Genomic DNA, 15,127 nt, shown 5'->3' on the forward strand with positions numbered 1-15,127 from the left:
TAGGGGGGTGACCGCGACGAACCGTCTCTCCGCCCGTATCAACGCCATCGCCGAGTCGGCGACCCTCAAGGTCGACTCCAAGGCCAAGGCCCTCCAGGCGGAAGGTCGACCGGTCATCTCGTATGCCGCGGGCGAGCCGAACTTCGCGACGCCCGAGCACATCGTCGAGGCGGCCCTCGCGGCCGTGCGCGACCCCAAGAACCACCGCTACACGCCCGCGGCGGGCCTGCCCGACCTGCGTGAGGCGATCGCCGCGAAGACGCTCCGCGACTCAGGCCTCGAGGTCTCGCCGAGCCGCGTCATCGTGACGAACGGCGGCAAGCAGGCCGTGTACCAGGCGTTCCAGACGCTCCTCGACGACGGCGACGAGGTGCTCGTGCCGACCCCCTACTGGACGACCTATCCCGAGGCGATCCAGCTCGCGGGCGGCCGCCAGGTGGATGTCTTCGCGGGCGCCGACCAGGACTACCTCGTCACGGTCGAACAGCTCGAGGCCGCGCGCACGCCGCGTACCAAGGTGCTGCTCTTCGTGTCGCCGTCGAACCCGACCGGTTCGGTGTACTCGCCTGAGCAGACCGCCGAGATCGGCCGCTGGGCCCTCGAGCACGGCCTGTGGGTCGTGAGTGACGAGATCTACCAGAACCTCACCTACGACGGAGTGAAGGCCACGTCGATCGTCGAGGCCGTCCCCGAGCTCGCCGAGCAGACAATCCTCGTCAACGGCGTCGCGAAGACGTACGCCATGACGGGCTGGCGCGTCGGATGGATGGTCGGCCCGGCCGACGCCATCAAGGGCGCGGCGAATCTGCAGTCGCACCTCACGTCGAACGTCTCGAACATCTCGCAGCGGGCCGCGATCGCGGCTCTCACGGGCCCGCAAGACACCGTCGAAGAGATGCGTCTCGCCTTCGACCGCCGCCGGAAGACGATCGTCGAGGGACTCTCGGCGATCGAGGGGATGACGGTGCCGACGCCGAAGGGCGCCTTCTACGTGTACCCCGACGTGAGCGGCCTGCTCGGCCGCGAGTGGGCGGGCGTCACGCCGACGACGTCGCTCGAGCTCGCCGACCTCATCCTCGAGAAGGCCGAGGTCGCCGCCGTTCCCGGTGAGGCCTTCGGTCCGAGCGGGTACCTGCGCTTCAGCTACGCCCTCGCCGACGAGCCCCTGCTCGAGGGCGTCGAGCGCCTGCAGCGACTCTTCGCGTAGGCGCGGCGCGCGCCCGCGTCATCCGTCGGCGCGCCCGCGCGCACGTACGCACCCGCCCGCCGGAGTGCCGCTCCCGCGGCGGAGTGCCGCCCGTGCGGCACTCGCGCGCGCGAACGGCACTCCCGCGGGGCGGAGAACGCTAGACGACCTCGTAGACGCGCTTGTCGCCGTCGACGCCGCCGAAACGGAAGCGCCCGGGCGTCTCGCGGGTGGTCTCGTAGTTCGAGACGTCCGCGGGCGTGAAGCGCTGCAGCGCGAGGTACTGCTCGTCGCCGATGGGCGTGCGTCCGTCGAGGAGCGCACGGTTCTCGTCGGCGCGCACGTGCTCGCGGTAGCCCGCGCTCACGATTCCCGTGAAGAACTCCGAGACGGCGCCCGAGCCGTAGCTCAGGAACCCGAGGCGCTTGCCCGCGAGGTCGTCGTCGGTGTCGAGGAGCGCCGCGAGGGCGAGGTAGATCGACGCCGTGTAGCTGTTGCCGATGCGCCGGTTGTAGTCGAACGTGCCGTCGAGCTGCACGTCGGCCTCGTCGTTGCCGAGCTCGGCGACGGATGCCGCGAGCTTGCGGTGCGCCTTGACGGCCATACGCGTGAACGGCTGGTGGTAGCAGAAGCGCTCGATCGACTCGAACGCGGGTCCGCCGCGCGAGGCGAGGTCGGCCCATGCACCGGTCGTCGCGTTGATGTACGCGTCGATCGAGAGCTTGCCGTCGACGACGGCCGTCGAGCGGTGGTTCGGGCGCCAGAAGTCCATGACGTCCTCGGTGAAGAGGCCGCTCACGGGTTCGATCTCGAGGATCGCGGGGTCGGCGGTCACGAGCATCGCGACGGCGCCGGCGCCCTGGGTCGCTTCGGCGTTCGAGTCGATCTCGTAGCGGGCGACGTCGCTCGCGACGACGAGCACGGCCTCTTCGGGCGAGCGCGCGACGAGGGCGGTCGCGAACTGCAGCGCGGCCGTCGCCGAGTAGCACGCCTGCTTGACCTCGACGACGCGGACGTCCGAGCCGAGGCCGAGCAGTCGGTGCACGTAGACGCCCGCGGCCTTCGACTGGTCGATGCCCGTCTCGGTCGCGAAGATGAGCGTGCGGATCGGGCGCGAGTCGCCGCGGTCGAGGATGCGCTGCGCAGCCGTCGCGGCCATCGTCACGACGTCCTCGTCGTTCGCGAGCACGCTCATCTCGCTCTGCCCGAGTCCGATGTAGTACTTGTTCGCCTCGACGCCGTGCCGTGCGGCCAGCTCGGCGAGGTCGATGCGGTACGAGCCCGTCGCGAAGGCGATGTCGTGGATGCCGATTGACGTAGTGATGGCTGCTGCTCCTGCCGTTGTGGTCGCGCTCATGCGCTGTTGCGTTCGAAGTTCAAGTGGGCGGCCATGAGCTCGCCCGGGTTGGTCTGTGCACCGAGGAGCGACAGTTCGCCGCACCACACCGCTGCGGCGCAGAGCACGGCGAGACGGCGGGCGTTCTCACCCACCTCACGTTCCTCTCGGCATCCGAGCCTCTGAAGATTCTCCTCCACGAAGTCGAGTCCCTTGCCGTTGCCGACGGTTCCGACGATGAGGTTCGGCAGGGTGCACGAGAAGTAGAGGTCGCCGTCGATGAGTTCGGCCTGCGTGATGCCCTGTGAGCCCTCGACGATGTTCGCGGCGTCCTGGCCGGTCGCGAGGTAGAAGGCGAGCAGCATGTTGGCGTAGTGCGCGTTCGCGGTGCGCAGGCCTCCGGCGAGGATCGATCCGACGAGGTTCTTCCGCGTGTTGAGTTCGGCGATCTTCTCGGGCGTCGTGTGCAGGCGCCGTTCGACGACCTCGCGCGGGATGATCGCCTCGGTGATGACGTTCTTGCCGCGGCCGAGGATGCCGTTGACTGCGGTCGCCTTCTTGTCGGAGCAGAAGTTGCCCGAGATCGATCCGTAGCGCAGCTCCGGCCACACGTGCAGCAGGTGCGCCATGAGCCGGTCGGAGGCGAGGGTCACCATGTTGTGGCCCGACGCGTCGCCCGTGCGGAACTCGAAGCGGAGGAACAGCAGGCGACCGGCGATCTGACTGTTGATCTCGAGCAGCTCGGCGAAGCGGCTCGACTCGCCGACGACGGCGCGCAGCTCGTCGATGCGGGCCTGGATCTCTCGGAGGATGCGGAGCGAGACGCCCGCGTTGTCGAGCTCGAAGTACACCGAGCGGCTCATGCGCTCGTCGACGAGGGTCGAACGGATGCCGCCCTCGATGAGCGTCGAGATGCGCGCGCCACGACGCACCGACGGCCAGAGCGGCGTTTCGTACGTCGCGAGAGGCACTTCCTGCTCGCCGGTGACGACGTTGCCGCTCAGCCGGATCGGGCCCACCCAGCGCAGGGGTACGGCGGCGAAGGAGTCGGTCATGGTGTTCTCCTCGGTGTCGCGGCGACGCCGGCCGGCGCCTCCGTCGTGGTCGTCGCGTGCGGCCAGGCGCGCAGATCGAGCGGGCGGATGTCGGCGGCGAGCCACTCGGCGCGCAGGCGTTCACGGTCGACGGCCCGGCCCGCGAGAGCGATCCCGCAATCGCCGCCGCCGGCGCCGGAGCTCTTGGCGGGAGCGCCGTGGCGTTCGGCGATCGCGCACAGCTCGGTGAGCGCGGGCGTCTCGATCTCGATGCCCGTGAGCGTCGCGTAGTGCGCGAGCGCCGCGCGGGCATGGCGGATGCCGGAGGCGCGAGCGTCGTCGTCGCCTCTCGCGATCGCCGCGCCGAGCTCGGAGACGGCGGCATCGCTCTCGGCGAAGAAGGCACGGTAGTCGGCGTCGCGCACGGCGCGGCCCTGACGCGAACGCCCGACGAGCGCGGCGGTCGACGCGGGCGAACCCGTCCAGCCGACGAGGAGCGGCTCGCCCTCGGGTGCGGGAAGCGGCGTCGCGGCGAGCGAGCCCCACTCGCCCGTGAGGGCCTCGGCGACGCCGAAGCGCTCGCGGCGGTCGAGGAGTTCGGCGGCGTCGGCCGACCGGTAGCGGATCCACCCGCCGAGGGAGCTCGCGGCGACGTCTCCGCCCGAGGCTGCGGGGTTCACCGCCCACGTCGCGAGGAGTGCGAGGCGCAGCGTCGTCTGCGCGTCGAGCGGCACGTCGTTCGCCTCGGCGAGCACGCGCACGATCGCGACGACGACGGCGGCGCTCGAGCCGAGTCCGTACTTCGAGCCGTCGGAGTCGTCGAGCCCGCTGTCGATCGTGAGCGCGAGCGGGCGGGCCGTCCGCCCGTGGTCACGGGCGAGGGAACCGACGACCTCGATGGCGGCCGAGACGACGTCGTGCGCCTCGACTCCCCAGGGCCGCGGCTCGGCGCCGTAGTGGGAGCTCTGCACCGAGCCGACCTCGGCGTCGACGCCCGAGACGCTCACGAACCGGTCGACGGCGACGAGGATCGCCGACCCGCCGGGCTCGACGACGGCGTACTCTCCGGCGACGAAGAGCTTGCCCGGTGCACTCGCCTCGATCATGCCGCCGGCTCGTCGATGAGGCGCACGCCCTCGCCGGCGCGGGCCGAGAGGAAGTCGGCCGTGGGGTCGACCTCGGCCAGGCGGGCTTCGACGCGGGCGGCGTCGGCGGGGCGACACAGCACCTTGACGTTCGGGCCGGCATCCATCGTCGCGTAGGCCTCGATGCCGTCGGCGCGCAGGTCGCGGGTGGCGTCGAGGAGCGCGACGCTCGCGGCCGTCGGGTAACGCACGGGCGGCCACGCGGCGGCCATCGTCGCGTGCATGCGGAGGCTGTTCGACTCGGTCAGTTCGCCGACCGCCGTGAAGTCGGCGTGCGCGATCGCCTCGAGCATCTCGTCGAGCTGGCGCGGCGTCGACTCGGCCCAGCCCGCGTAGAACGGCGAAGTCGCGGTCGTGCGGTTCATGGCCTCGGTGCTCGAGATCGACTTGGGGCCTGCGGCGATGATCGCGACGACCATGGCGAGGTCGAGCCCCGGTGCGTCGACGGGCTCGGCGAACGACGCGGCGTCGTCACCGGGGTGCCAGCGCACGATCCCGCCGAAGATCGAGCGCGAGGCCGAGCCCGAGCCGCGGCGGGCGAGGCGCGAGAGGGCGCGGCCGTCGAGGTCGAGTCCGTAGGCGGCCGCTGCGGCGGCGGCGAGCGCGGCGAAGCCCGAGGCGGATGACGCGAGACCGGCACCCGTCGGAATGAGGTTGACCGAGTCGACGCGCGCGTGCTCGGTGCGACCGCTCGCGGCGCGCACGAGGTCGAGGAACCGTTCGACGCGCTGGGCGGGCCGACCCGAGAGCACGGCCCCGCCGAGCACGACCTCGTCGGCGTCGAGACCCGCATCGAGCGCGACGGTCGTGCGCGTCGGAGCCGCATCGAGGGTGAGCGAGAGGCTTCCCGTCACGGGGAGGTTGAGCTCGACATCCGCCTTGCCCCAGTACTTGATGAGGGCGATGTTCGGGTTGGCCTCCGCCGTCGCCCTCACGCGGTCTGCCCGCCGTGCGTGACGACCCACGAGCCGACGGCTCCGGCCTCTTCGAGGGCGCGGACGACGGGCTGCGCGTCGTCGGCGGAACGCACGAGGGCGACGATGCAGCCGCCCTGTCCGCCGCCCGTGAGCTTCGCGCCGAGGGCCCCTCCGCGGCGAGCGGCGTCGACGAGGCGGTCGATGGCCTCGTGGCCGGCGCCGAGCTCCGTGAGGATGCGCTGAGCCTCCGTCATCCGCTCGCCGAGTTCGCCGCGTCGGTCGCTCGCGAGGTCGACGGCGGCGTCGCGCGTGAGCGCCTCGAGCCGGTCGAGAAGCACGGCGGAGCGCACCGGTTCGACGCGCACGAAGGCGCCGACGTCGTCGACCGCGTCCTTCGTCGAGCCGCGGATGCCGGTGTCGGCGATCACGAAGGCACCGCCGAACCGGACGTCGAGGCGCGTGACCGCTCCGCTCTCGAAGAGGATAGGGCCGGGTTCGCGCGTCGCGCGCGCGTCGAGGCCCGAGGGGTTGCCGTGGGCGATGCGCTCGGCGGCCTGCACGATCTCGAAGCGCTCGTCGTCGTCGAGCTCGACCTCGAGGAGGGAGCGGATCGCCTCGATGATCGCGTGCGCGGCGGCGGCGCTCGAACCGAGGCCGCGACCGATGGGGATGCCGCTGCGGACGCCGACGGTGATGTCGTCCTCGGGGTGGCCGAAGTGCGCGAGCGCCGTGCGGATCGCGGTGCCCAGGGCATCGAGCCGGGGCGGCGCGGCCGACAGCGGCCCCGAGTGGATCTCGGTCTCGAGGCGCAGGGGGCCGGGGGCGATGCGTGCCTCCGCGCGCACGCGCAGGTGCGGGAGGGGCATGCCGATCGCGGGGCGCGCGTGCACGACCGCGTGCTCGCCGAGCAGGATGAACTTCGCGTGCGCCGACCCGTAGCCCGATCCGATGGTGCGGATGCCGCCGGTCTCGGTAGCGACGACTGCGCGGCGGCCGTCTCCAGACGGGGAACGAGTCATCGACAGCTCCGGTTTCGCGGGGACGACGGGTCGGGGATCGATCCGTCGGAGATGCATACGCACGTCTGCAATCGTAAGCCGACCACGCCGAGCGTGCGCTTCACGCCCCTGCGCTTGTGATGTAGGTAAGCCTGACCTAATATCAATCATCCCTTCCACTTCGGCGCCGGATGCCGCACCCCGCATCCGCAGCCCGGCGAGATCTCCAGCGCAGCAGAGTCACCGCTATTCATCACCGTCACGAGCATGCGCCGTGAGCTCTGTCTGAGGAGTGCCATGATCCGCCCCACCGGCCTCTACGACCCCACGCTCGAATCGAGCGATTGCGGCGTCGGCTTCATCACCCGGCGAGACGGCGTGCCGAGCCACGCCGTCATCGACCTCGGCAACGAGGCGCTCTGCGCCATCCCGCACCGCGGCGGCATGTCGTCGGAGGGCGTCGGCGACGGCGCGGGCGTCTCGGTCGACCTCTCGGCCGAGTTCTTCAGCGGGCTCGTCGGCCGCCCGCTCGCGCGCGGCGGCTTCGCCGTCGGCAACTTCTTCCTGCCCCCGGATGCCGCGGGCGACGCGCGAGCACGGCAGCTCATCGCCGCGGTGCTCGAGCAGTCCGGCCTCGAGGTCGTCGCGCAGCGCGAGGTACCCGTCGACCACTCGGTCGCGCGCCCCGCCGCCCGGGCGCTTCAGCTCGCCATCCACCAGTGGATCGTCGTGCCCGCCGCCGACGTCGATCTCGACGACGCCGCGAACCGCGCGCTCCTCGCGATCGAGGCCGCCGCCTACCCCGACGCCGGTCTCGTCGGCCTCTACCCGCTCTCGCTCAGCGCGCGCACCCAGGTGCTCAAGGGCCGGTTGAACTCGAACGAGGTCATCCCGTTCTTCACCGACCTCGTCGACCCGACGCACTCAGTCACGACCCTCTACTTCCACACGCGATTCTCGACGAACACCGAGCCGCACCCGACGATGGCGCAGCCGTTCCGCATGATGGCGCACAACGGCGAGCTCAACACCGACCGCAAGAACCGCCTCTCCGAGAACGCCCTCGCGACGGCTCGGAGCCGCAGCATCGTGCGCCCGCCCGGGCAGTCCGACAGCTCGCGCCTCGACCAGACCCTGCAGAGCCGCGTCTTCGACGACGGGCTCGACCTCGTCGAGGCCGTCGTCTCGCTCATGCCGCCCGCGTGGGAGAACGACCGCTCGCTGCCGGGCGCCGTCCGCGACATGCTCGAGTACTTCTCGCTCTACGAGGAGAAGAACGACGGCCCCGCCGCCGTCATCTTCTCGAACGGCGACATCGTCGGTGCACGCCTCGACCGACTGGGCCTCCGGCCGCTGCGCACCGTCGAGACGGCCGAGTACGTGTGTGTGAGCTCGGAGGCCGGTCAGATCGCGTTCCCGCCCGAGACGATCCTGTCGCGCGGCCGCATCGAGGCCGGCGGCATGCTCTACGTCGACCACCGATCGGGTCGCGTCCTCCGCACGCGCGAGGCCCTCGTCGAGCTCGCCGCGCGTCGCGACTACGCGAGCCTCGTGCGCGAGGCACGGGTCGAGATCGGCGCCCTTCCCGCGTCATCCGTCGACCTCGTCGACTCGCCCGAGCCCTACACGGGCGACCTGCCGACGGCGGCCCGCTTCGTCGCGTACTCACTCAACCAGGAGAGCTTCCGGTTCATGACCGACCCGATGCTGCAGACCGGAGCCGAGCGCATCTCGGCGATGGGCTACGGCACGGCGATCAACGCGCTCACCGACCAGGAGGGCGGCATCGCGAAGTACTTCTCGCAGCGCTTCGCCCAGGTGACCAACCCGCCGCTCGACTCGATCCGCGAGGCGGACGGCATGAGCCTGCGGGTCGCGCTCGGCGCGAAGCCGCGCGGCGGCAGTGAGCGGATGACGCAGATCGTCGTTCCCTCGCCGATCCTGTCGCACGTCGACATGGTGAAGCTCGCCGAACAGTCGCACACGCCGTTCCGACGCTTCGCGGCGCTCTACTCCCCCGTCGTCCATGACGCGGCGGCCAACGAGGCCGCGCTGCTCGCGGCGATCGAGGGCTTGTGCGACGACGTCGAGGCCTTCGCGCGCACCGAGGGCGGCATCGCCGTCGTGAGCGACCGGCAGGTCTCGCGCGAGCGCGCGGCGCTGCCCCTCGTGCTCGTCGTCGCGGCCGTCAACCAGCGTCTCATCGAGGCGGGGCTCCGCCTCCGCGTCTCGCTCGTCGCCGAGAGCGGCCAGCTGCCGTCGTCACACCACATCGCCGCGGCCCTCGGCTTCGGTGCGGCCGCGGTGTACCCCCTCGGTGTGCAGGTGCGCGCCGAGGAGAAGTACCCCGGCGGCGTCGACGCGAGCGGCATGAGCCCCGCCGACGCGGCGTTCGCCCGGTTCCGCAAGGCCGCCGAGAAGTCGCTCATGAAGACGATGGGCCGAGTCGGCCTCTGCACCGTCGAGAGCTACATCGGCGGCGAGTTCTTCGAGCCGAACTACCTCGACACGCGCGACCCCGTGCTCGCGCGCTACTTCCCCCACCTCGACGCACCCGTGGGCGGCGTCGGCTTCGCGCCGATCGCCCAGGCCGTCGCCGACTGGCACGCACGGGCGATCGAGGTCGAGAGCGAGACCGAGATCCCCCTGCTCGGCATCTTCAAGGAACGTGCGGAGGGCGCGGGCCACTCGTACGGCACGACGGCCGTGCGCGGCTTCGTCGACATGACCGAGGAGCCGCTGCAGTTCGGCGCGGCCGACGACGACTCGCTGCGGCTCCTCACGCTCGGTCGCCTCGAGGACGCGTTCGGCATCGACGACGACGCGTACCAGAACACGAGCTACGGAGTGCTGAGCCCCGAGACGATCGACGCCTTCCACATCACGCCGGGCTATCGCGCGTTCGTGCAGACGACGGCCGAGGAGCGCTCGCGGCGCCCCGCCGCACTCCGCGACGTGCTCGCGCTGCCCGCCGATGTGACGTTCGCGACGACATCCGCCGACTTCGCCCGCGAGATCGGGCCGTTCCATGCGACGGGCAACAACTCGATCCTCGTGCGCGGGCTCGAACGCCGCACCCGGCCCGACGGCGTGGGGCTCCGCCTCACCGGGCCGCTCGCGAGCGACGCCGCACGCCTCGACGCGTTCGGCGAGTTCCTCGAGTTCGGCTTCGGCACCGACATCCGCTCTCGTCACCTCGACGGCGACGAACTCGTCGTCGTCGCCACCGGTCGCGCCGCCCTCTACCTCGACCTCCTCGACAGCGCGCCCGAGACGATCGGGCTCGACGAGGTGCAGCCGGCGCACGAGATCACGCGCACGCTCGCGTCGGGCGCCATGAGTCACGGCGCCCTCGTCGCGACGGCGCACGAGGCCGTCGCGCACGGCACGAACATGGTCGGCGGCATGTCGAACTGCGGCGAGGGCGGCGAGCACCTCTCGCGCTACGGCACGATCCGCGGGTCGCGCATCAAGCAGTTCGCCTCGGGGCGTTTCGGGGTGTGGGCGGGCTACCTCGCCGACCCGATGCTCGAAGAGATCGAGATCAAGATCGGTCAGGGAGCGAAGCCCGGCGAGGGCGGCCAGCTGCCCGCACCGAAGGTCACGGTCGACATCGCGGCGGCGCGCGGCGGCACCCCCGGCGTCGAGCTCGTCTCGCCCCCGCCGCACCACGACACCTACTCGATCGAAGACCTCGCGCAGCTCATCCACGACTGCAAGGCCGCGCGCGTGCGCGTCGTCGTGAAGCTCGTCTCGTCGGAGGGCATCGGCACGATCGCCGTCGGCGTCGCGAAGGCCGGAGCCGACGTCATCAACGTCGCCGGAAACACCGGCGGAACCGGTGCCGCGGCCGTCACGAGCCTCAAGTACGCGGGCCGCTCGGCCGAGATCGGCGTCGCCGAGGTGCACCAGGCGCTCTCGGCGAACGGCCTCCGCCAGAAGGTCGTGCTGCGCTGCTCGGGCGCCCACCAGACGGCGAGCGACGTCGTCGTCTCGGCCCTGCTCGGCGGCGACAGCTTCGAGTTCGGCACGACGGCTCTCATGATGCTCAAGTGCGTCATGGCGAAGAACTGCAACATCAAGTGCCCCGCCGGCCTCACGACGAACCCCGAGACGTTCGACGGCGACCCGCGCGCGCTCGCGCAGTACCTCCTCAACATCGCGCACGAGACGCGCGAGATCCTCGCGACGCTCGGCCTCCGCTCGCTGCGGGAGGCGCGCGGCCGCACCGATCTGCTGCAGCTTCTCGACCACCCGTCGAGCGTCGGCGAGCTCGACGTGCGCGCGATGCTCACGCACGTGCCCGAGAAGATCGTCGAGGACCCGATCTACCTCGAGAAGGACTTCTCGATCGACGACGCGTTCATCGAGCGTGTACGCGCGGCCCTCGTCGACGACGGCGCCGCGACGGTCACGATCGACGGCGTCGCCCTCGGCAACCGGCACAAGTCGGTCGGCGGGCAGCTCTCGATCGACATCGAGCGACTACTCAACCACGAGCTCTCGCGCGAGGCCGTCGCGGCCCTTCCGGCGGCGAGCGTCGACGACCGCGGACGCGGCTTCCTCGCCCCCGGGAGCGTGCGCATCGGCACGCACGGCTCGGCGGGCCAGTCGTACGGGGCATTCACCAACGACGGCGTCGTGCTCACGCACTCCGGCACGTGCAACGACGGGGTCGGCAAGGGCCAGTCGGGCGGCACGATCGCGATCGTCTCGCCCGGCGGCGGGGCGACGGATGCCGGCGGCAACGTGCTCATCGGCAACTTCGCGCTCTTCGGGGCGTCGGGCGGGCGCACGTTCGTGCAGGGCCAGGCGGGCGACCGCTTCGCGGTGCGGAACTCCGGTGCGAGCGCCGTCGTCGAGGGCATCGGCGAGTTCGGTGCCGAGTACATGACGAACGGCGCGGTGCTCAACATCGGCGGCTTCGGCACGGGCCTCGGCAACGGCATGAGCGGCGGCTTCCTCTACCAGTACGACCCCGAGGGCCTGCGGTCGACGAACGTGAGCGTCGACTCGGTCGTCGTCACGGCGTTGACGGACGAAACCCACGGCGCCTACCACGAGGCGGCCGTCCGCCTCCTGCTCGAGTGGCACGTCGAGGCGACGGGCTCCCCGCGCGCGGCGGCGCTCCTCGCCGACTGGGCGACCGCGCGCGAGCACTTCTTCTTCGGCATGCCGCGAGCGCTCTTGCTCTACCAGGACAGCGACGAGATCCTCGCGGCGAAGAGCCGGAAGGAGCTCCTCGAGGAGCTCGCGGGCGCCGTCGCGGCCGATACGCTGCACGCGTTCACGGCCGACTACCGTGCGAGCCGCCCTGTGCAGGGCGGCCGTGCTCCCGGATTCGGCGACGACGGCGGACTGCTCGCGTCGCTCGTGACGAGCTACACGGTGCTGAGCCTCGCGCAGGAGATCGCGCTCGCGCGCGTTCCCGATGCGACGGGCCCCGACGACCCGCGTGCGCAGCAGGTCGCGCGCACCCTCGTGCTCACCGAAGACTTCTTCGTGCGCCAGCGCGTGCAGAAGTACGCCCAGGGCGTGCTCGAGCGCTTCGACGACGGCGAGCTCGCCGCCCTCATCGCGCAGAAGCGTCTCGCCGACTACAAGAGCGCGCTCCGTCAGAGGAACGTTCGCGGAATCGACGCACCGGGCACCTACGGCTGGATCCTGTTCCAGAACGCCAAGAACGACGCCCGCCTCGGCCACGTGCGCTTCGACGACCTGCTCGCGACGGCGGCGATCCCCGACCTCGCGCGGGCCGCGATGCAGGGGGTGGGCGGATGACTCTCACCGCGCCCTTCCTCCCGGCCGATGCGCCGTTCAGCCCCGAGCAGCGGGCCTGGCTCATGGGGTTCCTCTCGGGTCTCGGCGCCCACGCCGCGGCGACCGACTCGGCGGAGACGTCGTCCGGGTTGACCGTCGACGTCCTCGTCGGCACCCAGACCGGCAACGCCGAGTACGCGGGTGAAGACGTCGCCGCCGCCGCCCGTGCGGCCGGCTTCGGCGCGAACCTCACCGCGCTCGACGACGTCTCGATGGAGCGCCTCGCCGCGATGACGACGATCGTCGTCGTCACGTCGACGTACGGCGAGGGCGAGATGCCCGACAACGCCGAGCTCTTCTGGGAGGCGCTCGCCTCCGAGACCGCGCCCCGCCTCGAGAGTGCGCGCTTCGCGGTGCTCGCCCTCGGCGACAGCGGCTACGACGGGTTCTGCCAGGCGGGCAAGCTCATCGACACCCGGCTCGAGCAGCTCGGCGCCGAACGCTTCGAGGCGCGCGTCGATTGCGACGTCGACTACGAGGATGCCGCCGCCGAGTGGACCGCGAACGTCATCGCGCGTCTCGTCGCCCTCGCTCCCGATCAGGCCGGCTCACCGGCATCCGTCGCCGCACCCGTCGGCCGCGCGCGCTCGCCCTGGAATCGGAAGACGCCGTTCGGGGCCGAGCTCGCCGTCAACCGACTGCTGTCGAGCCCGACGTCGGCGAAGGAGATCCGCCACCTCGAGTTCGCGCTCGCCGAGAGCGGCATCGAGTACGCCGCGGGCGATGCGCTCGGCGTCGTGCCGCGAAACGATCCCGCACTCGTCGCCGCCCTCATCGAGGCGCTCGGCGTCGACGCGGGCGAGGCGACGCCCCACGGCGAGCTGCGTGACGCGCTCGTCGAGGCCTATGAGATCCGCACGCCGTCGAAGGAGCTCATCGCCCGCCTCGCCGACGACGACCCCGAGTCGGAGCTCGGCCAGGTCGTCGCCCTTGGGCAGAAGGAGACTCTCGAGGCGTGGCTCTGGGGCCGCGACATCCTCGATCTCCTGCTCGGCACCCGCGTGCGCTGGCCGATCGGAGAGTTCGTCGAGCTGCTCCGCCCCCTGCAGCACCGCGCGTACTCGATCTCGTCGAGCCCGCTCGCGAGCCCCGATCGCATCCACCTCACGGTCGCGAGCGTGCGTTTCGACGGCGCGCACCGACGCCACGGCGGTGTCGCGTCGACGTTCCTCGCCGATCGCGTCGGCGCGGGCGAGACGGCAGGCGTGTTCGTCTCGCCCAACACGGCGTTCCGCGTGCCCGCCGACGATGCGGTTCCGATGATCATGGTCGGGCCGGGAACGGGCGTCGCCCCCTTCCGCGCCTTCCTGCAGGAGCGCGCCGGGCGCGGGGCGCGGGGCCGTAACTGGCTCTTCTTCGGCGACCAGCACCGCTCGAGCGACTACATCTACGAGGAGGAGCTCGAGACGTACCGGCAGGACGGCGTGCTCGACCGCCTCGACCTCGCGTTCTCGCGCGACCAGGCCGAGAAGGTCTACGTGCAGTCGCGCATGGCCGAGTCGGGCGCCGACCTCTTCGCGTGGCTCGAGGACGGGGCGCACTTCTACGTGTGCGGCGACGCGTCGCGCATGGCGAAGGACGTCGACGACGCCCTGCACGCGATCGTCGAGGTGCACGGCGGGCTCGATCACGATGGCGCGACCGAGTACGTCAACACACTCAAACGCGAGAAGCGCTACGTGAGGGACGTGTACTGATGAGCGATCGCGACGAGCCCGGCGAGTGCCGCTGCGGGCATTCGGCGTGTCGGCGCGCACAGGCCGGCACCGGCAGGCGGAGCGACCTCGAGGCGTTCCTCGGCGACGTCACCGGCCGGCGCATCTCCGGACGCGCGGATGACGTCGCCGCGTGCCTCTCGCTCCTCGAGTGCGCCGTCGCCGTCACGTCGAACGGCGCCGCGATCATCAGTGAAGCGGGCCCCTACGTCATCCCGTCGTTCACGGGGGGCGCGCTCCCCTACCGCGAGAGCCACATCAACGTGCGCATGCACGCGCCGGGCCTGAGCGTCGCGATCGCGGCCGATGCCGACCCCGATGCGGGCCGCCCGGCGGCACTGCACCTCTTCGACGCCGCCGGCGCGAGCACGCACCGCGCCTACGCGACGTCGACGGGCGACGCGCTCGTGATCGACGGCATCGCGCGCGACGGAGGCCTGCTGCCGTCATCCCCCCGCATCGACGCCGAGCCCGTCTCGGCGACGCGCTGGGAGACGGGCGATCAGCTCGCCCACCTCGACTCGATCGTCGTCGACAGCGTCGACCGGCGGCGCCGACTCGCGCTCGTCGATCCGTCGGTCGCCCGTCGCATCGATCCCGGTGTCGTGCCTCTCGTGCTCTCGCACCTCTGCACCGTGGGCCTCGTCGTGACTTTCGGTGTGCCGACGACCACTCTCGTGCAGCTGCACCGCTCGCGGCTCACCGCCGTCGAGCACCACGCCGGAACCGTCTCGATGTCGGCCGGATCGTGCACGGTCACGTATGACCGCGCGAGCGCCGTCGAGTGCTGGGCGGTGCGCTCGCACGGCGTGCACGGCCCGACGACGAGCCTCGAACTCTACGACGCGTCGTGGCGCTGCATCCTCGTCGTGACGCAGCTCGGCATCATCGGCGAGGCCGCGCACTCGGCCTGGGAGCACCTCACCGACTCCCTCCCCGACGGCTAGCCCCTCCCCCCAGCTACAGATCCGTCTCG

9 protein-coding genes are annotated in these 15,127 nt (G+C 71.5%); 4 read left to right on the forward strand and 5 right to left on the reverse strand.

The window, feature by feature from the left end; all coding sequences use genetic code 11:
* Positions 1–7: 7 nt before the first annotated feature.
* Positions 8–1,207 carry a pyridoxal phosphate-dependent aminotransferase gene (locus BJ972_RS08925; RefSeq protein ID WP_129173725.1) on the forward strand — a complete coding sequence of 400 codons (1,200 nt, stop codon included), beginning with the start codon at positions 8–10 and terminating at the stop codon, positions 1,205–1,207.
* 139 nt (positions 1,208–1,346) lie between these two features.
* Here the strand turns inward: BJ972_RS08925 and BJ972_RS08930 are convergent, their stop codons facing one another.
* The 5 genes from BJ972_RS08930 to mvk are packed head-to-tail and all read right to left on the reverse strand — an operon-like array spanning position 1,347 to position 6,637.
* Positions 1,347–2,543 carry a hydroxymethylglutaryl-CoA synthase gene (locus BJ972_RS08930; protein ID WP_129173723.1) on the reverse strand — a complete coding sequence of 399 codons (1,197 nt, stop codon included), beginning with the start codon at positions 2,541–2,543 and terminating at the stop codon, positions 1,347–1,349.
* Positions 2,540–3,577, reverse strand: coding sequence for a hydroxymethylglutaryl-coenzyme A reductase family protein (locus BJ972_RS08935; RefSeq protein WP_129173721.1), 1,038 nt, complete (start codon positions 3,575–3,577; stop codon positions 2,540–2,542). Before BJ972_RS08935 ends, BJ972_RS08930 begins: the two co-directional genes overlap by 4 nt.
* Complete coding sequence (locus BJ972_RS08940) at positions 3,574–4,662, reverse strand: phosphomevalonate kinase (protein WP_129173719.1); 1,089 nt, start codon at positions 4,660–4,662, stop codon at positions 3,574–3,576. Before BJ972_RS08940 ends, BJ972_RS08935 begins: the two co-directional genes overlap by 4 nt.
* Positions 4,659–5,636, reverse strand: a complete 978-nt coding sequence (gene mvaD, locus BJ972_RS08945; RefSeq protein ID WP_129173717.1) for a diphosphomevalonate decarboxylase — start codon at positions 5,634–5,636, stop codon at positions 4,659–4,661. The genes BJ972_RS08940 and mvaD overlap by 4 nt, the downstream gene beginning before the upstream one ends.
* Complete coding sequence (mvk, locus tag BJ972_RS08950) at positions 5,633–6,637, reverse strand: mevalonate kinase (RefSeq protein WP_164989894.1); 1,005 nt, start codon at positions 6,635–6,637, stop codon at positions 5,633–5,635. Before mvk ends, mvaD begins: the two co-directional genes overlap by 4 nt.
* Before the next feature lie 276 nt (positions 6,638–6,913).
* On the opposite strand from mvk, the gene BJ972_RS08955 reads away from it, so the two are divergent.
* From BJ972_RS08955 to BJ972_RS08965, 3 genes are read left to right on the forward strand one after another with little or no spacing between them, the layout of a single operon-like run.
* Positions 6,914–12,397 carry a glutamate synthase-related protein gene (locus tag BJ972_RS08955; RefSeq protein ID WP_129173713.1) on the forward strand — a complete coding sequence of 1,828 codons (5,484 nt, stop codon included), beginning with the start codon at positions 6,914–6,916 and terminating at the stop codon, positions 12,395–12,397.
* Entirely contained in the window at positions 12,394–14,133 is a 1,740-nt protein-coding gene (locus BJ972_RS08960; protein WP_129173711.1) for a diflavin oxidoreductase, read from the forward strand. The genes BJ972_RS08955 and BJ972_RS08960 overlap by 4 nt, the downstream gene beginning before the upstream one ends.
* The gene (locus tag BJ972_RS08965; protein ID WP_129173709.1) at positions 14,133–15,098 is read left to right on the forward strand and encodes a hypothetical protein; all 966 of its coding nucleotides are present in this window, start codon (positions 14,133–14,135) and stop codon (positions 15,096–15,098) included. The genes BJ972_RS08960 and BJ972_RS08965 overlap by 1 nt, the downstream gene beginning before the upstream one ends.
* The last annotated feature ends 29 nt before the right edge of the window (positions 15,099–15,127 follow it).

Origin of the sequence: Agromyces atrinae (genome assembly GCF_013407835.1) — a bacterium.
Classification (GTDB): domain Bacteria; phylum Actinomycetota; class Actinomycetes; order Actinomycetales; family Microbacteriaceae; genus Agromyces; species Agromyces atrinae.

Excerpts from the sequence above, each read along its gene's own strand:
- BJ972_RS08940 (WP_129173719.1), bottom strand. The coding sequence starts at position 4,662 with ATGATCGAGGCGAGTGCACCGGGCAAGCTCTTCGTCGCCGGAGAGTAC.
- BJ972_RS08955 (WP_129173713.1), top strand. The coding sequence starts at position 6,914 with ATGATCCGCCCCACCGGCCTCTACGACCCCACGCTCGAATCGAGCGAT.
- mvk (WP_164989894.1), bottom strand. The coding sequence starts at position 6,637 with ATGACTCGTTCCCCGTCTGGAGACGGCCGCCGCGCAGTCGTCGCTACC.
- BJ972_RS08960 (WP_129173711.1), top strand. The coding sequence starts at position 12,394 with ATGACTCTCACCGCGCCCTTCCTCCCGGCCGATGCGCCGTTCAGCCCC.
- BJ972_RS08965 (WP_129173709.1), top strand. The coding sequence starts at position 14,133 with ATGAGCGATCGCGACGAGCCCGGCGAGTGCCGCTGCGGGCATTCGGCG.
- BJ972_RS08930 (WP_129173723.1), bottom strand. The coding sequence starts at position 2,543 with ATGAGCGCGACCACAACGGCAGGAGCAGCAGCCATCACTACGTCAATC.
- BJ972_RS08935 (WP_129173721.1), bottom strand. The coding sequence starts at position 3,577 with ATGACCGACTCCTTCGCCGCCGTACCCCTGCGCTGGGTGGGCCCGATC.